The 24305-nt window shown below is 61.1% G+C and carries 21 protein-coding genes and 1 pseudogene; 14 read left to right on the forward strand and 8 right to left on the reverse strand.

The window, feature by feature from the left end; translation table 11 throughout:
* Nucleotides 1-38: 38 nt before the first annotated feature.
* The gene (locus tag PL640_RS21545) at nucleotides 39-269 is read right to left on the reverse strand and encodes a hypothetical protein (RefSeq protein WP_271363495.1); all 231 of its coding nucleotides are present in this window, start codon (nucleotides 267-269) and stop codon (nucleotides 39-41) included.
* Between PL640_RS21545 and PL640_RS21550 the strand changes: the two genes are divergently transcribed.
* The gene (locus PL640_RS21550; protein ID WP_269699503.1) at nucleotides 166-2409 is read left to right on the forward strand and encodes a bifunctional diguanylate cyclase/phosphodiesterase; all 2244 of its coding nucleotides are present in this window, start codon (nucleotides 166-168) and stop codon (nucleotides 2407-2409) included. The genes PL640_RS21545 and PL640_RS21550 overlap by 104 nt on opposite strands.
* Nucleotides 2410-2415: 6 nt before the next feature.
* Here the strand turns inward: PL640_RS21550 and PL640_RS21555 are convergent, their stop codons facing one another.
* From PL640_RS21555 to PL640_RS21565, 3 genes are all read right to left on the reverse strand, one after another.
* Entirely contained in the window at nucleotides 2416-2664 is a 249-nt protein-coding gene (locus PL640_RS21555; RefSeq protein WP_271363482.1) for a hypothetical protein, read from the reverse strand.
* 116 nt (nucleotides 2665-2780) lie between these two features.
* On the reverse strand, nucleotides 2781-4067 hold the full coding sequence (locus tag PL640_RS21560; protein ID WP_271363483.1) for a glycerate kinase type-2 family protein: 1287 nt from the start codon (nucleotides 4065-4067) through the stop codon (nucleotides 2781-2783).
* 4 nt (nucleotides 4068-4071) lie between these two features.
* A complete protein-coding gene (locus PL640_RS21565) occupies nucleotides 4072-4428 on the reverse strand; it encodes a DUF1304 domain-containing protein (protein WP_174034919.1) in 357 nt (118 codons plus the stop codon).
* A gap of 230 nt (nucleotides 4429-4658) precedes the next feature.
* Between PL640_RS21565 and PL640_RS21570 the strand changes: the two genes are divergently transcribed.
* From PL640_RS21570 to PL640_RS21580, 3 genes are read left to right on the forward strand one after another with little or no spacing between them, the layout of a single operon-like run.
* Nucleotides 4659-5423, forward strand: a complete 765-nt coding sequence (locus PL640_RS21570; protein ID WP_137454208.1) for an ImuA family protein — start codon at nucleotides 4659-4661, stop codon at nucleotides 5421-5423.
* Nucleotides 5338-6855 carry a Y-family DNA polymerase gene (locus tag PL640_RS21575; RefSeq protein ID WP_271363484.1) on the forward strand — a complete coding sequence of 506 codons (1518 nt, stop codon included), beginning with the start codon at nucleotides 5338-5340 and terminating at the stop codon, nucleotides 6853-6855. Before PL640_RS21570 ends, PL640_RS21575 begins: the two co-directional genes overlap by 86 nt.
* Nucleotides 6852-10127 (forward strand): error-prone DNA polymerase, encoded by a 3276-nt coding sequence (locus PL640_RS21580; protein WP_271363485.1) that lies wholly within the window; start codon nucleotides 6852-6854, stop codon nucleotides 10125-10127. Before PL640_RS21575 ends, PL640_RS21580 begins: the two co-directional genes overlap by 4 nt.
* A 14-nt stretch (nucleotides 10128-10141) precedes the next feature.
* Here PL640_RS21580 and PL640_RS21585 read toward each other — a convergent pair whose 3' ends face one another.
* Both PL640_RS21585 and PL640_RS21590 read right to left on the reverse strand, forming a co-directional pair.
* The gene (locus PL640_RS21585; RefSeq protein ID WP_271363486.1) at nucleotides 10142-10780 is read right to left on the reverse strand and encodes a class I SAM-dependent methyltransferase; all 639 of its coding nucleotides are present in this window, start codon (nucleotides 10778-10780) and stop codon (nucleotides 10142-10144) included.
* A gap of 84 nt (nucleotides 10781-10864) precedes the next feature.
* On the reverse strand, nucleotides 10865-11803 hold the full coding sequence (locus PL640_RS21590; protein WP_110760332.1) for an AraC family transcriptional regulator: 939 nt from the start codon (nucleotides 11801-11803) through the stop codon (nucleotides 10865-10867).
* Between the two features lie 181 nt (nucleotides 11804-11984).
* Between PL640_RS21590 and PL640_RS21595 the strand changes: the two genes are divergently transcribed.
* Nucleotides 11985-13202 carry an MFS transporter gene (locus PL640_RS21595; protein WP_271363487.1) on the forward strand — a complete coding sequence of 406 codons (1218 nt, stop codon included), beginning with the start codon at nucleotides 11985-11987 and terminating at the stop codon, nucleotides 13200-13202.
* Nucleotides 13203-13327: 125 nt separating this feature from the next.
* On the opposite strand, the gene zigA is transcribed toward PL640_RS21595, so the two are convergent.
* Complete coding sequence (gene zigA, locus PL640_RS21600) at nucleotides 13328-14530, reverse strand: zinc metallochaperone GTPase ZigA (RefSeq protein WP_142842805.1); 1203 nt, start codon at nucleotides 14528-14530, stop codon at nucleotides 13328-13330.
* 296 nt (nucleotides 14531-14826) lie between these two features.
* On the opposite strand from zigA, the gene aztA reads away from it, so the two are divergent.
* From aztA to PL640_RS21645, 9 genes are all read left to right on the forward strand, one after another.
* Nucleotides 14827-15684: a zinc ABC transporter ATP-binding protein AztA gene (gene aztA / locus PL640_RS21605; protein ID WP_271363488.1), complete on the forward strand. Its 858-nt coding sequence runs from the start codon at nucleotides 14827-14829 to the stop codon at nucleotides 15682-15684.
* Nucleotides 15677-16543 (forward strand): zinc ABC transporter permease AztB, encoded by an 867-nt coding sequence (gene aztB / locus PL640_RS21610; RefSeq protein ID WP_077768092.1) that lies wholly within the window; start codon nucleotides 15677-15679, stop codon nucleotides 16541-16543. The genes aztA and aztB overlap by 8 nt, the downstream gene beginning before the upstream one ends.
* 29 nt (nucleotides 16544-16572) lie before the next feature.
* Complete coding sequence (gene aztC / locus PL640_RS21615) at nucleotides 16573-17568, forward strand: zinc ABC transporter substrate-binding protein AztC (protein ID WP_271363489.1); 996 nt, start codon at nucleotides 16573-16575, stop codon at nucleotides 17566-17568.
* A gap of 189 nt (nucleotides 17569-17757) precedes the next feature.
* Nucleotides 17758-18450, forward strand: coding sequence for a FadR/GntR family transcriptional regulator (locus PL640_RS21620; RefSeq protein WP_161991439.1), 693 nt, complete (start codon nucleotides 17758-17760; stop codon nucleotides 18448-18450).
* Nucleotides 18447-19619: a PLP-dependent transferase gene (locus PL640_RS21625; RefSeq protein WP_065117691.1), complete on the forward strand. Its 1173-nt coding sequence runs from the start codon at nucleotides 18447-18449 to the stop codon at nucleotides 19617-19619. The genes PL640_RS21620 and PL640_RS21625 overlap by 4 nt, the downstream gene beginning before the upstream one ends.
* 38 nt (nucleotides 19620-19657) lie before the next feature.
* Complete coding sequence (locus tag PL640_RS21630; RefSeq protein WP_127758036.1) at nucleotides 19658-20917, forward strand: ABC transporter substrate-binding protein; 1260 nt, start codon at nucleotides 19658-19660, stop codon at nucleotides 20915-20917.
* 151 nt (nucleotides 20918-21068) lie between these two features.
* Nucleotides 21069-22013, forward strand: a complete 945-nt coding sequence (locus PL640_RS21635) for a carbohydrate ABC transporter permease (RefSeq protein WP_003525091.1) — start codon at nucleotides 21069-21071, stop codon at nucleotides 22011-22013.
* A gap of 3 nt (nucleotides 22014-22016) precedes the next feature.
* Nucleotides 22017-22847 carry a carbohydrate ABC transporter permease gene (locus PL640_RS21640; protein WP_271363490.1) on the forward strand — a complete coding sequence of 277 codons (831 nt, stop codon included), beginning with the start codon at nucleotides 22017-22019 and terminating at the stop codon, nucleotides 22845-22847.
* A gap of 4 nt (nucleotides 22848-22851) precedes the next feature.
* Nucleotides 22852-23928 carry an ABC transporter ATP-binding protein gene (locus PL640_RS21645; RefSeq protein WP_174052551.1) on the forward strand — a complete coding sequence of 359 codons (1077 nt, stop codon included), beginning with the start codon at nucleotides 22852-22854 and terminating at the stop codon, nucleotides 23926-23928.
* Nucleotides 23929-24145: 217 nt separating this feature from the next.
* On the opposite strand, the pseudogene PL640_RS21650 reads toward PL640_RS21645, so the two are convergent.
* Nucleotides 24146-24305, reverse strand: a pseudogene (locus PL640_RS21650) (sugar ABC transporter ATP-binding protein); the annotation flags it as partial.

Genomic DNA, 24305 nt, shown 5'->3' on the forward strand with positions numbered 1-24305 from the left:
CCCGTTCGCGGGGGAGGTTTTTTCTTTGCGGCGCGCGATTAAAACCATTTTTTATGAAAAACCCCCGGCATTTCATGGAAGGATTTTTCAGGTTCGCAGCCAGACTGTCGTTTTATACCCGTATCTTTTTGGGGCGTCGTCACAATGCCGTTTAACGGCTTTTGAATGTTTCCTTCGCAAGATGATGCTTTCGAAGGGGAATTTATGCGGATTGCGCCGCGAAACATTGGGGAATATTTGCCGGTCGGGCGCAGAACCGCCGTCGGCATCGTATTGTCCACTTTTGCGCTGGTGCTTCTCATCGTCACTGCGCTGGTGCTGTCCGCCCTCAGCCAGGTCAGGGAAAAGGCCAACCTGCTTGACAATGCCCGCTCCCGCGAGACCACGGCGGGTGCTCTGGTCACCTTCCGCGAGCAGCTTGGCGCCACGCTCAACGACTACGCCGCCTGGGACGATGCCGCCGAATATGTCTATGCGCCAGACAGGTTCGACTGGATAGCCAGCAATTACGGCGACATGACGGTCAACAACGATCTCTTCGATACCGCTGTCGTTCTCGACGAGGCTGGTGGGGTTCGCATGGCCTACCAGAACGGCAAGCCCGTCACATGGGCGCCTGACGCCTATTTCGCTGCAGGTCTGGAGGAGATGATCGAACGCGTGCGGGCCATGCGCCCGGGCATCACTTCCCAGGTCACCGGTTTTGTCAAAACCGACGATGGCGTTGCTGCCACGGGCGTTGCGCTGGTGCGGCTGAAGTCCGGCGCTCTGCCACCCGTTGGTGCGGAGCGGCGTTATCTGATTTTCGCCCGCCATCTCAAACAGGCGATGGTGGACAAGCTTGCCCGCAACTACGTCATCGATGGTTTGGAACTGCAATATGGCGATGCGCCTACGGCCAACCATGTGGATATCGTCAATCCGCTCGGCGATGTGCTGGCGCGGCTCGTCTGGCGCTCGCATTTGCCGGGTGATGTCAGTTTCCACGAGGCGCGGCCGGTGGTCTTCACCGCGCTCGGTATTGCCGGCACGTTCTTTCTGGTGCTGCTCATCATCGGTTCGGCCACGCTTGATCGGCTGAAGGCGGATGAGGCGGCGGCAAGGGAAGAGGCGCTGCGCGACCGCCTGAGCGGGCTCAGCAACCGCGCCGGTCTGTTTGCCAGGCTGAACCGCATGGTGGGCAAGGCCCGTCACGACAGAACCGATATCAAGCTGCTTTACCTCGATCTCGACGGTTTCAAGGAAATCAACGATTCCTACGGCCATGCCGCCGGTGATCGGCTGATCAAGGGCGTGGCGGCAGCACTTCGGGTGCTGGTGCCGGAAGGCGCGGTGCTGGCGCGGCTCGGCGGCGATGAATTCGCCATCGCCATTCAGGGCAACGATGTCTGGTCGGAAGGCCGCAAGCTGTGTCTGGCGCTGCTCGAACTTTTCACCGAACCCTTCAGCATCGGTGAAAGGGTGGCGAGCATCGGCTGCAGCATCGGCACCTCGGTTTCCCGCGCCGGCGATATCAATGGCGAGGAACTGCTGCGCCGCGCCGATATGGCCATGTATCAGGCCAAGGAGAACGGGCGCGGGCGTTACGTTTCCTATGAGCTGAAGATGGATGCGCTGCGTGAGGAAAAGCTGCAGCTCGAGGCTGATCTTCGCTGCGCCATCCTCAATGACGAGATTACCGTGGTCTATCAGCCGGTCGTCAACGCTGCGACGCGCTGCATTACCGGGGTGGAAGCGCTGGCGCGCTGGCAAAGGCCGGGGCACGGCTTCGTGCCGCCGGATATCTTCATCGCGGCGGCCGAAACCAGTGGCCTCATCGACCGGCTTGGCCTTATGGTTCTGCACAAGGCCTGCGAGACGGCGCGGCAATGGCCGTCCATCAAGCTATCCGTCAACATTTCACCCGTGCAGTTCCGAAATCCCGCCTTTTCCGGTCATGTGGCGGATATTCTCGCGGCGACGCAGACGCCATCCGAACGGTTACGGCTGGAAATGACGGAAGGCTATTTCATCCAGCATCCGGAGCGGGCTGGTGCTGCGATCGACAAGCTGAAACAGCTTGGCCTGCATATTGCGCTTGATGATTTCGGCGCCGGATTTGCAAGCGTCGGATATCTGCGCCGCTTCGGTTTCGACCGGATGAAGATCGACCGGTCACTGGTCGTGGCGCTGGAACATGGCGGGCGCTCTCTGGAAATGCTGCAGGCCACCGTGGCGCTGGCGAAATCGCTCGATATTCCGGTGACGGCGGAAGGCATCGAGACCGAAGAACAGGCCGCCATCCTGCATCTGTGCGGCTGCGACGAGTTGCAGGGTTACCTGTTTTCGAAACCGGTGGCCGCCGAAGACATCACCATCATGGTGGAAGCGCAGAACGCGCCGCTCTTTGCACTTCGGGCAGGGGCGTAAACGACATCAATTGATGCGTGTTGACTGTTGCGGCAGCCGTTGTGTCACGGGGCAACCGTCCTGAATCTTGGTCCAGGACGAGACGTTGAGCTTCATCTCGCAACGCGCCAGATAGGAGCCGCCATCCACCTTCAGGCAGGATGTCTGGCCGAGTTCGAACATGGTGCCGCGATTTCGGCATTTGCAATTGTGAGCATCCGCCAAGGTGGGTATGAGGGCCATGATCAGGCCGGCTATGAGCACTCCAGAACGCATGGCTGAGGCTCCAAAGGACATGCCCCAGATTATACCTCTCCGAGAATATAGTCAAAATGGCCGTGCCTGCGGGTGGGCGCAGCTGATGGCCGTGGCCCGCTCCACCCCTCCCGAATTCAGCCGATCAAGATCGCCCTGATATCATTCACATTGGTCAGCGTCGGCCCCGTCACCACGAGATCACCCACCCCTTTGAAAGCGGTATAGCTGTCGTGGTTTACCAGCGACTGGCGCGGATCGACACCGGCAGCGCGCATGCGGGCAAGCGTATCCGGTGTCACCACCGCCCCTGCCGCATCCTCCACGCCGTCTATGCCGTCGCTGTCGCCGGCAATCGCCCAGATGCCGTCAGCACCCTTCAGCGTCAGTGCAAGGCTCAGCAGGAACTCCGTGTTGCGGCCGCCCTTGCCGGCCGGTCCCTTGCCGCCAACTCCCCTGTTCAGCGTGACCGTGGTTTCGCCGCCGGAAAGCAAAACGGCCGGGCCTTTGACCGGCAGACCCTTGCGGCTGGCGGAGAGAGCAATGCCGGCCATGACCGCGCCGACATCCCTGGATTCGCCTTCGAGGGAATCGCCGAGGATGAGCGGCGTAAGGCCGAGTTTCACCGCCTCTTCCGCTGCCGCCTGCAGGGCAAGCGAGGGGGCGGCGATCATCCTGACATCCTCGTCGATATCGCCGGCCTTCGGTGTTTCTTCGCCCTTTTCCAGCACCCTGCGCACGGTTTCGGGAAGATCGAGCTCATAACGCGAGACGATTTCCCGCACGGTTTCAATGTCGCTTGGATCGGCAACCGTCGGGCCGGAGGCGATCTCGGAGGGGTCGTCTCCTGGCACGTCGGAAATCAGCAGTGAAACAACCTTGGCCGGCTTGGCGGCCAGCGCCAGCCGTCCGCCCTTGATGCGGGAGAGGTGCTTGCGCACGGCGTTCATTTCCGAAATCGTCGCGCCGCTGGCCAAGAGGGCACGATTGACGGCCATCTTGTCGGCAAGCGTCATGCCTTCGGCGGGGGCGACCATAAGCGCTGAACCACCGCCGGAAATCAGCGCGATCACCATGTCCTCGGCCGTCAGGCCTTCAACGGCGGCGAGAATGCGTTTGGCCGCCTCCGCACTTTTGTCATCAGGCACGGGATGCGAGGCCTCGATGATCTCGATGCGACCGGCCGGAACGGCATGGCCATAACGGGTCACCACCACACCGGAGAGATCGACATCCGCCCAGGCCTTGTCGAGCGCTGCGGCCATGGCGGCCGAGGCCTTGCCCGCCCCCACCACCACGCAGCGGCCTTTGGGCGGGGAGGGAAGGTGGTGTTGCAGCACCTTTGCCGGATCGGCGCTTGCGACTGCCGCCATGAAAATCCGGTTGAGGGCGTCTTTGGCGCGGCTGTCATTCCATGCGGTCATCGGTTCATACTCCAATCCAGAGCGCGCCAAGCGCCAAAAGGGCGGGCAGCGCCTGAATGAACAGGATCTTCATGGTATTGGCGGTAACGGCACCGAAAATACCGGCCACCAGAACGCAGGTGAGGAAGAAGACCTTGAAGCTCAGCCCGGCATCGCCCTGCATGAGCCCATAGATCAGCCCGGCTGCCAGAAACCCGTTATAAAGCCCCTGATTGGCGGCCAGCACCTTCGTCTGCCGGGCGAAATCCGCCGAGAGGCCAAAGGCCTTGCGGCCGGCCGGCTTTTCCCACAGCAGCATTTCCAGAATGACGATGTAAATGTGGATGGCCGCAACCACGGCAATCAGAATGCTGGCGATCATCGGCGGTTTCCTCCAAAACCCTGATGTCCGTGGTGCATCGGTTCTCGTGAGAAGAACGGCAGCGAACGGACAATTCCGTTTTAACGGCGGGACGAAGCGCTGCAAGGGCTTAATCCTCTCTTCCCGTGCAAACTGTTGATGAGCGACAGCCTGTTGCTTGACTCTTTGCTGAAATAGGAACAAAACAAGAACAGTAAGATTGAAAATCCGGAATTGAAAACCGTCATGCCATGCAAAAGCGCGCGGACCAGTTGCTCGTTGTCGAAGAGCTGCGTGAAAGGCTGGAAAGGATCGGTAACGGCCCTGAGCGGCTGCACGAGACCCTGCCTTTCGGCGTGGATGCCATCGACCATCACCTGCCGGGAGGCGGGCTAAAGCTCGGTTGCCTGCATGAGCTGAGCGGCGGCGGCAATGGCGCTGCCGATGGGGCAGCGGCAGCGCTGTTTGCTGCTGGTGTGGCGGCACGGCTTTCCGGCAAGGTTTTATGGTGTGTCACCCGGCGGGATCTGTTCATGCCGGGTCTGACACAGGCCGGCCTGTCGCAGAACCGGCTCATCATCGTTGAATGCCGCGATGAGAAAGGCGTGCTCGACTGTTTCGAGGAGGGACTGCGCTGCAATGGTTTCGGCGCGGTGATGGGTGAAGTGGCGAAACTGCCGATGACCGCCTCACGGCGGCTGCAGCTGGCGGCGGAAACCTCTGGGGTTACCGGCATCGCCATCCGCCGCTTCCGGCGTCAGGCCGATGCGGCGCTGTTCGGGGAGCCGACGGCGGCGGTGACCCGCTGGCGCATCTCCGTGCGGCCTTCATCACCCCTGCCGGTGCCGGGGGTGGGCAGGCCGCGCTGGTTTCTCGAACTTTTGCGATGTCGCGGCGGCGAAAGTGCCGAATTTGAAGTGGAAGCCTGTGATGCAAAGGGTCGTCTCGCTCTACCTGCCGACATGGCCGACGGATCGTTTCCGGCGTCTTTCGGGCAAGGACGCGCCGCCGGTTGAAAAGCCGCTGGTCATGATCGGCCGTCAGGGCAGCCGCCGCCTGGTGCTGGCGCTCGACAAGGCGGCAAAGGCGGCGGGCATCCGCCCCGGCACGCCGGTCAGCAAGGCGCAGGCGCTGGTGCCGGGTCTTCTCGTTGAAGATTTGGATGCGACTGGTGATGCCCGCGCCCTGCAGCAGCTGGCCTTTCATTTCCTGCGCATCTATGCCCCGATCGTCGCCGCCGACCCACCCGACGGGCTGGTGCTGGACACGGCGGGTGCGGATCATCTGCATGGCAATGAGACGCTGATGCTGAGCGGCATGGTCAACCGCCTGCATGCCGCAGGCTTTGCCGCCCGCGCCGCCATTGCCGATAGCTGGGGTGCGGCCCATGCGCTGGCGCGTTTTAGCCGTGACGCCATCAGCATCGTGCCGCCGGGCGAACAGCGTGCGGCGATCAGCGGCTTGCCGCTTGCTGCGCTCAGGCTGGATGAGCGTATCGTTTCCGGGCTGAAGGTGCTCGGTTTCCGCAGCATCGGCGAGCTTGCCGAAGCCCCGCGCGCGCCGCTGACCCTGCGTTTCGGCCCCGAGCTCGTTCGCCGCCTTTCCCAGGCGCTCGGCGAGATCGGCGAACCCATCGAACCGGTGCGTGTGGCCGAACTGGTGGAGGTGCGGCGCGCCTTTCCCGAACCCATCGCAGCGGTGGAAACGATTGCCCGTTATAGCCAAAAGCTGGTTGCCGAACTTTGCGTCGCGCTGGAAAAACGCGGCCTCGGCGCGCGCCGGGTCGATCTGGTGCTGCACCGGGTGGATAGTGGCCTGCAGGCCATACGGGCCGGCACGTCCAGACCGGTGCGCGATGTCAAACAGCTTGTCCGGCTTTTGACTGACCGCATCGACACCATCGATCCCGGCTTCGGCATCGAGATGATGGTGCTGACCGCCACCCATGCCGAGCCGCTTGTCGCCGCGCAGGCCCGCTCCTCGCTTCTGGAGGAAGGCCGTGCGGAAATCGCCGATACGGTCGATGTCATCCTCAATCGCGGCCACCGGGTCTATCGTTATGCGGCGGTGGCAAGCGATGTGCCGGAACGTTCCCTTACTTCAGTTGCGGCGCTGGCGGCGGAGGATACGCTCGGCTGGCCCGGCCACTGGCCGCGTCCAGTCAGGCTGTTTGCCAGGCCTGAACCCATCGAGACGCTGGCGCTGCTGCCCGACCATCCGCCGCGTTATTTCCTCTGGAAAGGCGTGCGCCATAATGTCAGGCGCGCCGACGGGCCGGAACGGGTGTTCGGCGAATGGTGGAAACGCGACCGGGAAAAGGCCGCGGTGCGCGATTATTTCATGGTGGAAAATGAAGGCGGCGAGCGCTTCTGGATTTTCCGCTCCGGTGATGGCGAACATGCCGAAACGGGCTCGCAGGGCTGGTTCATCCATGGGGTCTTTGCATGAATACGCCCCGTTATGCCGAGCTGCAGGTGACCACGCATTTTTCCTTCCTGCGGGGTGCCAGCTCCTGCGAAGAGCTTTTCGAACAGGCCAAAAGCCTCGGCATCGAGGCGCTTGGTATCGTGGACCGCAACAGTCTTGCGGGCATTCCCCGCGCTTATGAAGCCGCCAATAATCATGGCATCCGCCTCATCATCGGCTGCCGGCTCGATCTGGATGACGATCTTTTCGTGCTTGTTTATCCCATGGATCGCCCGGCTTACGGGCGGCTTTGCCGGCTGCTTTCCATCGGCAAGAAAAGGGGCGGCAAGGGCAAATGCCGGCTGGCTTGGGACGATCTCGTTGCCTATGGCGAAGGCCTGATCGTCGTGCTGCTCGCCGATCTGGCCGATGATCTCTGCGCGCTTCGCCTGCGGCGGCTCAAAGCCGCCTTTGCCGACCGGGCCTATATGGCGCTTAGCCTCAGAAGACGCCCCAACGACCAGATGCGGCTTTTCGAGCTATCGGAGATGGCGCAGGTCGCAGGTGTGCCGACCGTGGTGACTAATGACGTGCTCTTTCATGTGCCGGAACGGCGCATGCTGCAGGATGTCGTCACCTGCATAAGGCACAATTGCACCATCGATGAGGCCGGTTTCCGCCGCGAACGCCACGCCGACCGTTACATGAAACCGCCGGAAGAGATGCACCGGCTGTTTGCCCGTTACCCTGAAGCGCTCTCTCGCAGCCTTGAAATTGCGAAACGCTGCAAATTTTCGCTGAAGGAACTGGTCTATCAATATCCCGAGGAGCGCAGCCTGCCGGGGCTGACGGCGCAGCAGGCGCTGGAGAAGATGGTATGGGAGGCGGTGCCGGGGCGGTATCCGAAGGGTTTGCCTGAGAAGGTGGAAAAGGCGTTGCATCATGAGCTTGGCCTGATCGGCAAGCTGGAATACGCCCCTTATTTCCTGACGGTGAATGCTATCGTCCAATTCGCGCGGGGGAAGGATATTCTCTGTCAGGGACGCGGCTCGGCGGCCAATTCCGTGGTGTGTTACGTACTTGGCATCACCGCCATTGATCCCCTCAAGGTTGACCTCCTGTTCGAACGTTTCGTTTCGGAAGAACGGCGCGAACCGCCTGATATCGACGTAGATTTTGAGCACCAGCGGCGCGAGGAGGTCATTCAGTGGGTTTATGATACCTATGGTCGGGACAAGGCCGCACTGTGTTCGGTCGTCACCCGTTATCGCGGGCGTGGGGCGTTACGCGATGTCGGCAAGGTTCTGGGCCTCCCGGAAGACTTGACGAAACTCCTCTCCTCGCAGGTCTGGCGCTGGAGCGAGGGGGTGGGTGAAAATCAGGTTAAGGAACTGAACCTCAACATGGAGGACCGTCGCCTTAAGCTCGCTTTCGAACTTGCCAATCAGCTTGTCGGCACGCCCCGTCACCACAGTCAGCATCCGGGGGGCTTCGTTTTGACCCATGACCGGCTGGACGAACTGGTCCCGATCGAACCCGCTGCCATGGACAAGCGGCAGATCATCGAATGGGACAAGGACGATATCGATATCATGAAGTTCATGAAGATGGACTGTCTGGCGCTTGGCATGCTCTCCTGCATGAAGCGCGGCTTCGATATTCTGGAGGAGCGGACAGGCAAGAAGCACGATCTGACTTCCATGCCTGATGATGATCCCGCAACCTTCAAAATGATCCAGAAGGCCGATACGCTTGGCACCTTCCAGATCGAGAGCCGGGCGCAGATGTCGATGCTGCCACGCCTGAAGCCCGCAAAATTCTACGACCTCGTCATTCAAGTGGCCATTGTCCGCCCCGGCCCCATCCAGGGAGATATGGTGCACCCCTATTTGCGCCGCCGTGACAAAAAAGAGGAGGAGCACTATCCGAAAGAGGAACTGAGAGGTGTGCTGGGCAAGACGCTCGGCGTGCCGCTGTTTCAGGAACAGGCCATGCGCGTCGCCATCGAATGCGCAGGTTTCTCCCCCGGCAAGGCAGATCAGCTGCGACGTGCGATGGCCACCTTCAAGAATGTCGGCACCATCTCCAAATTCAGACAGGATCTGATCGATGGCATGGTAGAGCGCGGTTATGAGCAGGAATTCGCCGAACGCATCTTCAAGCAGCTGGAAGGTTTCGGCAGCTATGGTTTCCCCGAAAGCCACGCCGCCTCCTTCGCGCTGATTGCATACGCCTCCTCATGGCTGAAATGCCATCATCCCGATATTTTCTGTACGGCGCTTCTCAACTCGCAGCCCATGGGTTTTTACGCCCCGGCGCAGATCGTGCGCGATGCGCGCGATCATGGTGTGGAGGTGCGTCCGGTCTGCGTTAATAACAGCCGCTTTGATTGCACGCTGGAGCCTACGGGCAAGAAGAATGGCAAGGGTGAGGACCGCTTTGCCGTGCGGCTTGGCCTGCGCATGGTGAAGGGGCTTGCCAATGACCATGCTGCAAAAATCGTCGCCTCCCGGCAGGATCGGCCTTTCGCCTCCGTTGACGATCTGTGGCGAAGGGCGGGTGTTCCGGCCGCCGCCCTTGTCTGTCTGGCGGAGGCCGATGCCTTTCTGCCGGCGCTTTCGCTTGCCAGACGCGAGGCGCTCTGGGCCATCAAGGCCCTGCGGGATGAGCCGCTGCCGCTTTTCGCCGCCGCTGCCATCAGGGAGAATGCCGTTATCGAAGAGCTTCAGGAACCCTCCGTTGCGCTCCGGCCCATGACTGATGGTGGCGAGGTGGTGCAGGATTATGGCCATGTGGGGCTGACGCTGCGCGAACACCCCATGACCTTCCTGCGGCATGATCTTTCCCGCCGCCGCATCGTCACCTGTGCGGAGGCGGTGCGCGTTCGGGATGGCACATGGCTGGAAACGGCCGGTCTGGTGCTGGTGCGCCAGCGCCCCGGTTCGGCAAAGGGCGTGATCTTCATGACGCTGGAGGACGAGACTGGCATTGCCAATGCGGTACTGTGGGTCAAAACCTTTGAAAAATACCGCCGCGTGGTGCTGTCCGCCGGCATGGTCGGCATTTACGGCAAGATCCAGCGGGAAGGTGAGGTGGTGCATCTGGTCGCCCACCGGCTGACCGATCTGTCGCAGGCGCTCGCAAGCGTGGGCGAGCGCAACCACGCCTTTCCCCTGCCGCATGGGCGTGGTGACGAGTTTCATCACGGCATGCCGCCGGATGATCACCGCGTCATCAGGAAACGCCCGCCGCCCGCCGACCATGATGACGATGCGGTCGAGCGGATAAAGGTCATTTCCCGCAATTTTCACTGAGAAGGCGGCTCAGCTCACCTCTTTCGCGCCACGATGTAAGGGCGGTTGTCATTGCCCTTCGTTGCATGAATTTCCGTCGCCAGAATGTCGAAACCACCGGCGTTTATATGCCGGCCAAGTTCGGCCGCGTTGAACACGCCGGCATAGGGCGCCTTGCCGATTGCCCGCATCGCCGGCAGGACAAGGCGGATAAGCGGGTTCATATCGCCGACACAGGGGGTCTTGGTAATGAGCAGGCCGTGCGGGGCAAGCAGGGCATGAATGTGCCGCAGCGTGCCGGGCAGGTCGCGGACCAGATGAAGATAGTTGAAACCCAGTACCGCGTTGAACTGCCTGTCGCCCGGCACAAGCGCTTCCGCAGTCGTTACGCTGAAGGTGAGGTTGTGGAGAGAGCCGGCGGCTTGTTTTCTCTCTTTGGCGATTGCGATCATGTCGGCGGAAATATCCGTCGCATAATAGTCTTTGACACTACCCGCCAGCCGGATCGCCGTTGTCCCGGTGCCGCAGCCCAGTTCCAGTATGCTGTCGTCGGGTTTCAGCAAGGCGCGGGTCCGCTCCAGCGTGCGCGCATATCCGGTCTCGTCTGAAATCCTGCCTTTCGCATATTTCCGTGCTGACCGGTTCCAGAAACGGGCGTCGTCGGCCATGCTCATGGTGGATGCTCCCCGGACGATGCCCTTCCGCTTCAGGCGGATCTGTTTTTCACACACTATCCTTACCCGGTTTGTCTGAAGCTTTTAAGCCGCATCCTCCAGCCCGGCCGCGTCCTTGCGGCGGAACTGGCTGGGTGGCGCGCCGAGCACCCGTTTGAAGGCGCGGCTGAAGGAGGCTTCGGAATCGTAACCGAGCTTTTCCGCAGCGAGCGTCACGCGCATGCCTTCGCGCAGCCATAGACGTGCCTGATGCATGCGCACGCGCACCACATAACGCGCCGGGCTTTCACCCACCACGCGGGTGAAACGTTCTGCGAAACTGGAACGGGATGCGCCCATCAAGGAGGCAAGCTCCTCCACGCTCCAGTCCTTTTCCGGGGTGAGGTGGATGGCGGCCAGCACCCGCCCGAGTTCGGGATTGCGCACGGCGGCCAGCCAGCCGCTGGAATCGCCGCAGCCATGTTCCACCCAGGTGCGGATCAGGGTCGCGGTCAGCACATCGGCAAGCCTTGCCAGAATGCCACCGGCGCCGACGCGGTTCAGCTCCACTTCGCGCGCCATGGCTTCCAGCAGGTGGGGAATGGCCGGGTCGCTTTTGGCCAGGTCGCTGGTCAGCATCACATCCGGCATCAGCTGCAGAAGCGGGTGCAGATTATCCATGTTGAAACGCATGGAAGCGGTAAAGGCCACGGTATCGCCGCCGGCGCTGGCGCATTGCATGTCGAAAATGCCCTGGCAGACTTCCTTCTTGCCGAAACGGTCAAAGGGCGAGGGCGTCACATTCTCGCCGCTGGCAAGCACATGGGCGTGCCCGCGCGGCAGAAGCACGGCATCGCCGCATTTAAGCATCAGCCATTCGCCGGAAGGCTTTCGCAGTTTCGCCTGGCCGACGCCGATAAAATGAAACCGCGCCGCTTCCTGTTCGGGAAAGGCGGTGGCCCAGGGGGTGGCCATGCGGCAGCGGCCATATTCCACGCCGTCAAGCCTCAGACCTCGCAGCATTTCCGTCAGGGCATCATTCATGGCATCTCGCAAATTCGGACGATTGGTTAAGGAATACGGATTTTCTAGCATGGAAACGCCGGGTTGTCACGCATAGGTTACGACCATCGATTTGCGGGCGCTGAACCGGCCTCCCAGCGGTTTCATCGTCTTGCCCTTCCATTTCAGGGCGCATTCTGGCAATGCGCATCAGGAGATTTTCATGAATAACCGGACCATAAACGAACTCGAATATGTGCCGCGCAGAAAAGAGCCGGATGCGAAGTGGGCCGCCGTGGTTTCGCTTTCGCTCGGTGTCTTTGGGCTGGTGACGGCGGAATTTCTGCCGGTCAGCCTTCTTACGCCGCTATCGGAAGATCTTGCCATCAGCTCCGGCATTGCCGGGCAATCCATCACCGTCACCGCGCTGGTTGCGGCGGTTGCCGGCCCCGGCGTCGTCATTGGCACACGCGGCATCGACCGCCGCTGGACACTTCTGGGGCTCACCACGCTGCTGATCATTTCCAGCACGCTTGCCGCCTTTGCCAACGGGCTTTTCATGCTGTTTGCATCGCGCGTCCTGCTCGGCATCGGCCTTGGTGGTTTCTGGGCCATGTCGGCGGCGCTGGCGCTGCGGCTCGTGCCGCTCGATAAGATGCCGCGTGCCATGGCCATCATCCTGACAGGGGTTTCGGTCGCCACCGTCTGCGCCGCGCCTGTGGGCGCATGGATCGGCGCGACGCTCGGCTGGCGCGCGGCCTTCGTGGTTGCGGGTGTGCTCGGTGTCATCGCACTTGTCGTGCAGCTGCTGACCATTCCGTCTCTGCCGCCGGCCGGTGCACCGGGCCTTTCCACCATGTTCCGGCTGCTGCAGCGGCCGCAGGTCCGGATCGGCCTTCTGACAACGCTGTTCATCGTTGCGGGTCACTTCGCCGGCTTCACCTATGTTCGCCCGTTTCTGGAAGACGTGCCGCAGCTCGGCGTTGAAGCGATTTCCCTCGTTCTTCTGGTTTATGGCATCGGTGGTTTCTTCGGTAATCTCTTCGGCGGTTTCCTTGCCGAGAAGAACACGGCATGGGCCGTGACCTTCGCCGCCACGCTGATTGCCGCTTCGGCCTCCATTCTGGTGATTGCCGGCGCATCTCCCGTCATTGCGGGTGTCGCGATCGCATCCTGGGGTTTTGCCTTCGGCGCGCTTCCGGTCAGCGTACAAAGCTTCATCACCCGCGTGGCTTCGGATGAGGCGGAAAGCGCCGGCGCGCTGCTGCTCACCACCTTCCAGATCGCCATTTCCAGCGGCGCGGTTCTCGGCGGCCTGCTGATCGATCTGCAGGGGGCAACGATGGTCTTCGTCTTCGTGGCAATTTCTGCCCTTCTCGGCGCATCGCTCATGGCGTCGCGCCGGGGTGTGGTGCCGCAGGTAGAGGCATCGCAGGGATAAGAACCCGGCCAAAACAAAAGGCCCGCTTTCGAGCGGGCCTCCTGATAGGAGCCGCGTAACGCGGCTCTTTTTTGTGGGTGACGGGCAGGGGAGCGCTGGGTGTCCAGTACGCAGCCCAGGCCCGGTCAGGCGGCCTGTCTGTCCCAGTTGGCGAAGGGGTCCGGCAGGTGTCGCCATGCGTCGGGCGTGAAGGCTTCAGTGTCGATCAGGCAGGCATCGAGCTGGGCGCGAATGCGGGCCTCGCTCATCGGGTCGGAGCCGATGAAGACGATTTCCTGCCGCCGGTCGCCGAAAACCGGGTCGAGATAGGGTTTCATCATGTCGATAAACTGTTTTTCACGCGGCCATTGCTCCTTGGGCACGGCGGACCACCACAAACCCATCTTGCCGGTGCGCACCAATGCGCCCGCCTGGCTGATCTCGCCGACATAACGCGGCCGTGTCGCCAGCCAGAAAAAGCCCTTGGCGCGCACCACCCCCGGCCAGGCACGATCGATAAAGCGCTGGAACAGCACGGGGTCGAACGGTTTTTTGGCGCGGTAAACGAAGGAGCGGATGCCATATTCCTCGGTTTCGGGAATGTGGTCCTTGAAGCCGTGCAGTTCCTTGAACCACAGGGGATGTTCTTCGGCCCTGGCGAAATCGAAGCGACCGGTGCCGAGCACCTCCTTCAGTTCCACCCTGCCGAAATCCGCCTCGATGAGTTTCGCATCCGGGTTCAGCCCGACGATGATCTTGCGGGCCGCATCCCGCTCCTCGGGCGTGGCGGTGCCGATCTTGTTGAGGACGACCACATCGGCAAATTCGATCTGCTCGACCAGAAGGTCGACGATGGTGCGGTTGTCGCCATCACCCGCCGTTTCGCCCCGGTCGGCCAGAAAATCGGATGAACCGTAATCATTGAGAAGATTGGCGGCATCCACCACCGTCACCATCGTATCCAGCTGCGCGACATCAGACAGGCTGCGGCCGTTCTCGTCACGGAAATCGAAGGTGGCGGCCACGGGAAGCGGCTCGGCGATGCCGGTGGATTCAATCAGCAGATAATCGAAGCGACCCTGTTCGGCGAGCGCACGCACCTCGGTCAAGAGGTCGTCGCGCAGCGTGCAACAGATGCAGCCATTGGTCATTTCCACCAGCTGTTCCTCGGTGCGCGAGAGATTGGCGCCGCCATCCCGCACCAGCGCCGCATCTATATTGATTTCGCTCATATCGTTGACGATCAGCGCCACGCGCAGGCCATCACGATTGGCGAGGATGTGGTTGAGGAGGGTGGTTTTGCCAGCACCTAAAAAGCCGGAGAGGACGGTGACGGGGAGTTTTTTCATGGGGACCTCGTTCTGTGGCAACAGTCGCGTGGGCGTTATGACGACCACGGCAGGCGATCTGGAAACGGAGGATTTTTGAAGTGCCGGTTCCAGTTATGTAACGTAATAACATTACATATACGCGACATGTCAACGGGCTTTGGAAAAAAAGCATCTGCGGAAGCGTGAGGTCTCTGCCCACCAGCGTGCCGCTCTGACTTTCCAATAGTTAATGTTATTTCATTACGTATTCGTTTGACGAATGTAATAACATTACATATCAAGGGTCCGAATGAAACCCCGCCCAGGAGGGATCGATGAGCGATCCGTGCCTCACCTTCACAAATCTGACGCTTGGATATGCCGGCCGTGCGGCCGTGCATCATCTGGATGGCGATATCACCAAGGGATCGCTCACCGCGGTTGTCGGCGCCAATGGCTCGGGCAAATCGACGCTGATGAAGGGTATCGCCGGCATCTTGAAACCGCTCGGCGGTGAGTGCCGGATCAGCACAGGCATCTCCGTCGCCTATCTGCCGCAGCAATCGGAACTCGACAGGTCGTTCCCGGCTCAGGTGCGCGATCTCGTTGCGCTGGGCCTCTGGCCCAGGCGCGGCCTGCTTGGCCGCCACCGTTCTGAGGACAAAGCGGCGATGGGCCGGGTGATGGAAGCGGTCGGGCTTTCCGGCTTTGAAAAGCGCAATATAGATTCGCTCTCCGGTGGCCAGATGCAGCGTGCCCTGTTTGCCCGCGCCATGTTGCAGGACGCGCAGTTGATCCTGCTGGATGAACCCTTCAATGCCGTTGATGAGCGCACCGTCACCGATCTTCTGGTGTTGATCAAGGCATGGGTTGCGGAAGGACGCACGGTGCTCGCCGTCCTGCATGACCATGAGCTGGTGCGGCAGCATTTCCCCCAGACCCTGTTCCTCGCGCGGCGTCTCGTGGACCTCGGCCCGACAGCCGATGTCCTGAAGCCGGAAAACATGCGCCAGGCGCGGCATTTCCACGAGGCATGGGAGGAAAATGCACCGTGGTGCGCGCCGGGTGATGCGCCAAGGAACAATGCGCCAGTGACCGATGCACCGGCGACCGATGCGCTCGATGCCGGCCCACGGGCGGCGTCATCCCATTCCCACATCCACTCCCACGCAAATTCGAATGCCCATGGCTGATTTCTTCATCGAACCCTTTGTTCAATATGTCTTCATGCAGCGGGCGCTTGCCGGCGCCTTGATCCTTGCCATCAGCTGCGGGCCGGTCGGAGTGTTCCTGATGCTGCGGCGCATGAGCCTTACGGGCGATGCCATGTCGCACGCCATCCTGCCGGGAGCGGCCGTCGGCTTTCTGTTTTACGGGCTGGAAATCCTGCCGATGACGATCGGTGGGCTGGTCGTCGGCCTCGTGGTGGCGCTGGGGGCCGGTGCGGTGTCGCGTTTCACCGTCCAGAAGGAGGACGCCTCGCTTGCCGCCTTTTATCTGATTTCACTGGCGCTCGGTGTTCTGCTCGTCTCGTGGCGCGGCTCCAGCGTCGATCTCATGCATGTGCTGTTCGGCACCGTGCTGGCGCTGAACAACGAGGCGCTCAGCCTCATCAGCGGCATCTGCATCGTGACGCTGGTGGTGATGATCACCTTCTGGCGGGCGCTTCTGGCGGAATGCCTCGATCCCCTGTTCCTGCGCTCGGTCAGCAACTGGGGCAGCCCGGTGCATTTTCTCTTCCTCGCCATCGTCGTGCTCAATCTGGTTGGTGGCTTTCAGGCGCTCGGAACGCTGCTTTCTGTCGGCCTGATGATGTTGCCCGCCGCCGCCAGCCGGTTCTGGTCCAACCGCGTGGCGCCCATGTGCTTCATCTCGATCGGTATCGGCATGGTTTCCTGCTTTGCCGGCCTCATCCTGTCCTATCACGCGTCGCTGCCCTCGGGCCCGGCGATCATCCTTTCGGCGGGCGTCATCTATGCGCTCTCCATTCTCGTCGGCACGCGCGGCTTGCTCGGCGATCTTCTCGGTTCCGGCCGCCACAGAACGGCCTGAAAACAGCGTTCGAAAAAAGGAGAACCTTCATGTTCAGAACCCTCCGTCTTGCCACCTGCGCAAGCCTTCTTACCCTCTCCCCGGTCCTGATGGCGCAGGCTTCGGCTGCCGAAATCAAGGTCGTGGCCAGCTTCTCGATCATTGCCGATTTCGCCAAAAATGTCGGCGGCGACCGCGTCGAGATCACCACGCTCGTGGGCCCGGATGGCGATGCGCATGTCTATGAGCCGCGTCCGGCCGATGCGGTTGCCGTCAGCAAGGCAGGCGTCGTGCTGGTCAATGGCCTGGAATTTGAAGGCTTCCTGAAGCGGCTGATCGATACCAGCGGCACCAAGGCGCCTGTCGTTGAACTGACCAAGGGTGTCGAGCCGCTGAAACTTTCCGAAGAACCGGCCGGCCATGCCCATCCGGAAGCGGAAGAAGAGGAAGGCCACGACCACAAGGCTGAAGAAGCCGGCCATGACCACGGTCATGAGGGTCATCACCATCACGGTGAATTCGACCCGCATGCCTGGCAGTCGATCAAGAACGCGGAAATCTATGTGAAGAACATTGCCGGCGCATTTTGCGAAGTCGACAAGGCCGGTTGCGCCACATACACCGCCAATTCCGATGCCTATATCGCCAAGCTTGCCGCTCTGAACGAGAAGGTGAAGACCGAAATCGCCGCCATCCCGCCGGAAAAGCGCGTCATCATCACCTCGCATGACGCCTTCGGTTATTTCGAGCACGCTTATGGACTGAACTTCCTTGCCCCCGAGGGCATCTCGACGGAATCCGAAGCTTCGGCCGCTGATGTCGCCAAGCTCGTGGATCAGGTCAAACACGACAAGGCTTCGGCGATCTTCGTCGAAAACATCACCGACAAGCGGTTGATCGACCAGATCGCCAGCGAAACCGGCCTGAAGGTTGGCGGCACGCTCTATTCCGACGCGCTTTCCACCGCCGATGGCCCGGCCGCGACCTATATCGACATGATCAACCACAATATCCAGACCATCAAGGCGGCTGTGCTCAGCCAGTAAGCTCCGTGATTTCGCTATGAGCCTGGGGAGGGTGGCCTATGTCACCCTCCCTATTTTTTTGTCTGTCGCCGCGAATCTTGTCTTATGTGTGTTCCGCGCTTGCCCGTTGACAATCGATCCGCCCTTTGAAATGGTAAGATGTCAGACCAATTTAGAGGATGCGTCTTGGACAGGTCCAGCCGGGAACTCATGCAACCGATTCCGCCGAGCGATCGCGTGCGCCAGGTCGAGGCAGCGCTTTCCGACTATGTCGAGAGGGCAGGGCTGAAGGCCGGAGACCGGCTTCCCGCTGAACGCGAACTGATGGTGGCGCTGGGTGTTGGCCGCTCCACCATCCGCGAAGTCATCCGTAAATTTCAGGCGCTCGGCGTCATCGACAGCCGCAAGGGCAGCGGCAATTATCTGCTGAAGCCGATTTCCGCCGCCACCGTGCACATGCCGATTTCCATCGATGCCGAAAGCCTGCGCGATGCGCTGCTGATGACGCTGGAAGTGCGGCGCGGCATCGAGGTGGAAGCCTCCATGGCCGCTGCGCGCCGCCGCACGGCAGACGATATCGCCACGATGGAAGCGCGGCTTGACGAGATGGAGCGGGTGCATCTGGCCGAGGGAACCTCCGGCAAGGCCGACCTTGCCTTCCATCTGTCGATCTACGACGCGACCCATAATACGCTGTTCAAGCAGCTTCTGGAGCAGATGCGCGAAGGTTTCGAACGCTTCTGGTCGAAGCCTTTCGACCGCCCGGATTTTGCTGGCCGCTCCTTTCCCTTTCACCGCACGCTGTTCAATGCCATCGCCGCCGGTGATGCCGAGACCGCCCGTGAAGAAACACTGAAAATCCTCGCCGTCGTCGAGGAGGATATCAAGGACATGTCGAAATGAACCATGGCAACGATCTCTTCGATCCCGCCTCATTTATCGTTGCGCATGACGAGGCCCACGCCTTCGAAGCCGTGGTGCCGCCCATCGTGCAGACCTCGCTTTTCACCTTTTCCAGCTATGACGAAATGGTTTCCACCTATCGCGGGGAAAAGGTGCGGCCGGTCTATACGCGCGGGCTGAACCCCACCGTGCGGCTGTTTGAAGAGATGCTGGCGAAGCTGGAAGGGGCCGAAGATGCGCTCGGTTTTGCAAGCGGCATGTCGGCCATTTCCTCCACCGTGCTCTCCTTCGTTTCGCCGGGCGACCGGATCGTCGCCGTGCGCCATGTCTATCCCGATGCATTCCGCCTGTTCGGCACCTTCATGCAGCGCATGAATATCGAGGTGACCTATGTCGACGGCCGCGATGAGGCGGCGGTTGAAAAGGCGATGCCGGGCGCAAAGCTGTTTTACATGGAAAGCCCGACGAGCTGGGTGATGGAAGCCCATGATGTCGGTGCGCTTGCCGCCATCGGCAAGCGGCATGGCGCCGTCACCGTCATCGACAACTCCTGGGCAAGCCCGGTCTTCCAGCAGCCGATCTCGCTCGGCGTGGATCTCGTCGTACATTCGGCCTCGAAATATCTGGGCGGCCATAGCGATGTGGTCTCCGGCGTGGTGGCCGGTTCGAAGGCGATGATCGACCGTATCCGGGCGGAAACCTATCCCTATCTCGGCGGCAAGATGTCGCCCTTCGATGCCTGGCTGCTCATTCGCGGGCTGCGCACCCTGCCATTGCGCATGAAGGCGCATCAGGCTTCGGCGCTTGAGATCGCTACCCGCCTGCAGGCGCTGGATGTGGTGGAGAAGGTCTGCCATCCGGGGCTGGCGAACCGTCTGCCGCCCGGCCTTCACGGCACGTCGGGCCTTTTTTCCTTCATCTTTAGGGAAGGGGTGGATGTGCGTGCTTTTGCCGACCGCCTCAAGCTTTTCAAACTGGGTGTTTCCTGGGGCGGGCATGAAAGCCTCATCGTCCCCGGCGAAGTGGTGCTCGAACAGAAGGCGCAGCCAAACTCCGCCCACACTTTCGGCATCAGCGCGCGTTCGGTGCGCCTGCATGTCGGGCTGGAGGGCACGGAAGCCCTCTGGAACGATCTCGAACCGGCGATCAAGGCGGCCTCCGCCGCCTGACGCGTTTTTAAACTGACGACAAAAAAGGGGAGAACGACATGAAAAAACTGGTAACAGCAGCAATCTTCACCGCCCTGATGACCGGAACGGCGCTGGCGGACACGACCTTGAAACTGGTCGAGGTCATCACAAGTCCCGAGCGGACGGAAACGCTGAAAGGCATCGTCTCGAAATTCGAGGCTGCCAATCCCGGCACCAAGGTGGAAATCATCTCCCTGCCGTGGAGCGAAGCCTTCCAGAAATTCGCCACCATGGTCTCGGCCGGCGATGTGCCTGACGTGATGGAAATGCCCGACACATGGCTGTCGCTTTATGCCAATAACGGCATGCTGGAGAGCCTTGAGCCCTATCTTGCCAAGTGGGAGCACACCGCGGGCCTGAGCGAGCGCACGCTCGAACTCGGCCGCGATGTCAAGGACACGGCCTATATGCTGCCCTATGGTTTCTACCTGCGCGCCATGTTCTACAACAAGAAACTGCTGGCCGAAGCCGGCGTGAAGGAGCCGCCGAAGACCCTTGAGGAATTTGCCGATGCCTCCAAGAAGGTCGCAGCCCTTCCCGGCAAATCCGGCTACTGCCTGCGCGGCGGCCCGGGCGGCCTCAACGGCTGGGTCATGTTCGGCGCATCCATGGCCGGTTCGAACGAGTTCTTCACCAAGGACGGCACCTCCACCTTCGACAGCCCCGGCTGGGTGAAGGGCCTGACCTATGTGATCGATCTCTACAAGAACGGTTATGCGCCGAAGGACAGCGTCAACTGGGGCTTCAACGAGATCGTCGCCGGCTTTTATTCCGGCACCTGCGCTTTCCTCGATCAGGACCCGGATGCGCTGATCGCCATTGCCCAGCGCATGAAGCCGGAAGATTTCGGCGTCATGACCATGCCCAAGGGACCTGACGGCAAGACCTTCCCGACGATCGGCTTCGCCGGCTGGTCAATGATGTCGAAATCCGAAAACAAGGACCTTTCCTGGAAGCTGATCGAGACGCTCGAGGGGCCGGAAGGCAATATCGAGTGGAACAAGAAGACCGGTGCGCTGCCGGTGCACAAGTCGGCGGAGAAGGACCCCTTCTATGCCAGCGAGCAGTTCAAGGGCTGGTTCGACGAACTGGCCGACAAGAACGCCGTGCCGACGACGATGCCGACCTATCTTGAGGAATTCGCCTTCTTCAAGGACTCGCTTGTGATCAAGACATCGCAGGAAGCGCTGCTCGGCGATATCACGCCGGAAGACCTTGCCAAGCAATGGGCTGATTACATGACCAAGGCGCAGCAGAAGTTCCTGGCCTCGAAGTAACGACGTTGACCGGCTGCGCGGGCGCAAATGCCCGTGCGGCGGGTCTTGCCGGCCTTCGCTGCGACAGGCCTTTTCATAGAAATTTTTCGGATCGGTAAGCCGAGAGGCTGGAAAACCCGTCCGTTCCATCGTCCGATCAGGGAGCGATACAATGTCCTATGCCCATGGCGCCGGGCCGGTGGCTGCGCGCAAACCGGCCGGCAAGCCTGCGATGCGGCGGTTTGCCGATTGGGCCGAACCGTGGCTTTACAGCGCGCCTGTGCTGGTGCTCATCGTCGCCGTCATGCTGGTGCCGCTGGTGCTTGGCCTCTCCTATGCCTTTCGCGATGTGCAGCTGCTCAATCCGTTTTCCGGCGGTTTTGTTGGCCTCAAACATCTGGAGGCGCTGTCGCAGGATGCGGCCTTTTACCGGGCGCTGAAGAACACGCTGTGGTGGACCGGCGCTTCGGTTTTCCTGCAATTCTTCTTCGGCCTCATTCTGGCGCTGCTGCTCGATAAACCCTTTGCGGGCAGGGGGCTGGCGCAGGCGCTGGTGTTCCTGCCATGGGCCGTGCCGACCTTCCTTGCCGGTCTCAACTGGGCATGGCTGTTCAATCCGGTCATTGGGCCGCTGCCGCACTGGATGGTCTCGCTCGGGCTGTTATCCGCACCCAACAATATCCTCGCTGATCCGCAGCTTGCCATGTGGGGGCCCATCATCGCCAATGTCTGGTGGGGCATTCCCTTCTTCGCCATCACTTTGCTTGCGGCACTTCAGGCCATCCCGCGCGATCTTTACGAGGCGGCGGAAATTGACGGGGCGAACCCGCTGCAGCGCTTCACCTCCATCACCCTGCCGTTTCTGGCGCCCACCATCGCCATCACCATCCTGCTGCGCACCGTCTGGATCGCCAATTTCGCCGATCTCATCATCGTCATGACCAATGGTGGACCGGCCGACCGCACGCAGATCGTCGCCAGCTACATCTTCACGCAGGCCTTCAGGCGTCTGGATTTCGGTTATGCCTCGGCCATCGCGCTGGTGCTGCTGGTGCTGCTGCTTGCCTATTCCATGCTGATCGTGCTGCTGCGCCAGCGCCTGATCGAGAAGGACTGACCGATGACCTCAAGGATATTTCTCACCCTTGCCCATCGTCTGGCGATCCTTGCCTATATCGCCTTTGCACTGTTCCCACTGTTCTGGCTGCTCAAGGTGTCCGTCACGCCGAATGATCTGCTCTATAGCGAAGGTGTGAGGATGTGGCCATCGCGGGCGACCTGGGATCATTATCGTTTCGTCATTGAAAACAGTGCCTTCCCGACGTTTTTTAAGAACAGCGTCATCGTCGCGGGCTCCACGGCAATTGCCGTAACGATACTTTCTTCGCTCTCGGGTTACGCGCTGTCACGCTTCCGTTTCAAGGGCAAATACTGGATCGTGGCGCTAATGCTGATCACCCAGATGTTTCCGCTGGTCATGCTGGTCGCGCCGATCTTCAAGATGCTGTCGCCGCTCGGCCTCACCAACAGCCTGATGGGCCTCGTCATCGTCTACACCGCCTTCAACGTGCCTTTCGCCACCTTCCTGATGCAGTCGTTCTTCGATGGCATTCCGAAGGATCTGGAAGAGGCGGCGATGATCGACGGGGCGAGCCGGTTTACGGCCTTCCGCCAGATCATCCTGCCGCTGACGCTGCCGGGCATCGCCGCGACGCTCGGTTTCGTCTTCACCGCCGCGTGGAGCGAGCTTCTGTTTGCGCTGATGCTGATTTCCGGCAACCAGAGCGCCACTTTCCCGGTTGGCCTTCTGACCTTCGTTTCGAAATTCTCCGTCGATTTCGGGCAGATGATGGCGGCGGGCGTTCTGGCGCTCATTCCGGCCTGCCTCTTCTTCCTGCTCATTCAACGTTATCTCGTGCAGGGCCTGACGGCCGGCGCGGTGAAAGGATAATCCCATGGCTTCCATCGAGCTGAAGAATGTCGGCAAGACCTATGGCGACCTCGCCGTGCTGCATGGCGTCGATCTTGATATCAGGGATGGCGAGTTCATCGTCCTCGTCGGTCCCTCCGGCTGCGGAAAATCGACGCTGCTGCGCATGATCGCAGGCCTTGAAGAGATAACATCCGGCGACCTGTCCATCGATGGCGAACGCGTCAATGATCGCCGGCCGAAGGATCGCGATATCGCCATGGTGTTCCAGTCCTATGCGCTCTATCCGCATATGAGCGTCGCCGACAATATGAGCTATAGCCTGCGCCTGCGCCGCAGCCCGAAAGAAACCATCGCTGCGGCGGTGGCCGGTGCTTCCGCGAAACTCGGCCTCGATCCCTATCTCGCCCGCCGTCCGAAGGCGCTCTCCGGTGGCCAGCGTCAGCGCGTCGCCATGGGCCGCGCCATCGTGCGCCAGCCAAAGGCCTTCCTGTTCGATGAGCCGCTGTCCAACCTCGATGCCCGGCTTCGCGAGCAGATGCGGGCCGAGATCAAACGCATGCATGCCGATCTTGGCGCAACCTCGGTTTACGTCACCCATGACCAGATCGAGGCGATGACGCTTGCCTCACGTATCGTCGCCATGAATGCCGGCCATGTGCAGCAGATCGGCGCGCCGCTCGATCTTTATGATCGCCCGGCCAATCTTTTTGTCGCCGGTTTCATCGGTTCGCCCGGCATGAATTTCCTCGAGGGACGGCTCGTGCAGGAGAATGGCGGCAGTTTCGTCGTGCTGGGTGATGGCACGCGTCTGGCGCTTGGCCGGGAAGTGGACCTCGCCGATGGCGAGCCGGTCACGCTCGGCATCCGCCCGGAACATGTGACCGTAGCACCGGCTGAAGGCGGTGTGGAGGCATCCGTCGATCTGGTCGAGCCGACCGGCCTCGGCGTCATCCTGCACCTCACGGTGCATGGATTGCCCTTCAAGCTGTTTTCATCAGACCGAGCATTGTTGCAGCCGGGCAAGTCCCTGCGGGTCGGTTTCCCGCAGGAAAGGCTGCATGTCTTTGATCGTAATGGCGTGAGGATCGGGGAGGCGTGAGGCTTCCCCCCCTCTGCCCTGCCGGGCATCTCCCCCTCAAGGGGGGAGATCGATCTGCGGCAAAGTCTCGCACATCTCTAAGCTTGCGAGTGAAGCGATGAAAGAGCCTCTTGCCGATCTCCCCCCTTGAGGGGGAGATGCCCGGCAGGGCAGAGGGGGGTAAGCCCCACGCGCCTGCGGGTCCGCTGTGAATGAAAAACCTTGTGGAAGCCAGCACCTAGATCGCCACACCCTTCTCATCAAACCTGTGTATCTTGGTCTCGTCGGGGGTGATGAAGACGGTATCGCCATGCCTGCATTCGAACTCGCCGTCAGTGCGGGCGGTGATCGGTCCGATACCTGACACCTCGAGATGCAGGAAGGTATCCGATCCGAGA

The organism is Agrobacterium sp. ST15.16.024 (assembly GCF_027956545.1).
In the GTDB taxonomy this organism is placed as follows: domain Bacteria; phylum Pseudomonadota; class Alphaproteobacteria; order Rhizobiales; family Rhizobiaceae; genus Agrobacterium; species Agrobacterium cucumeris.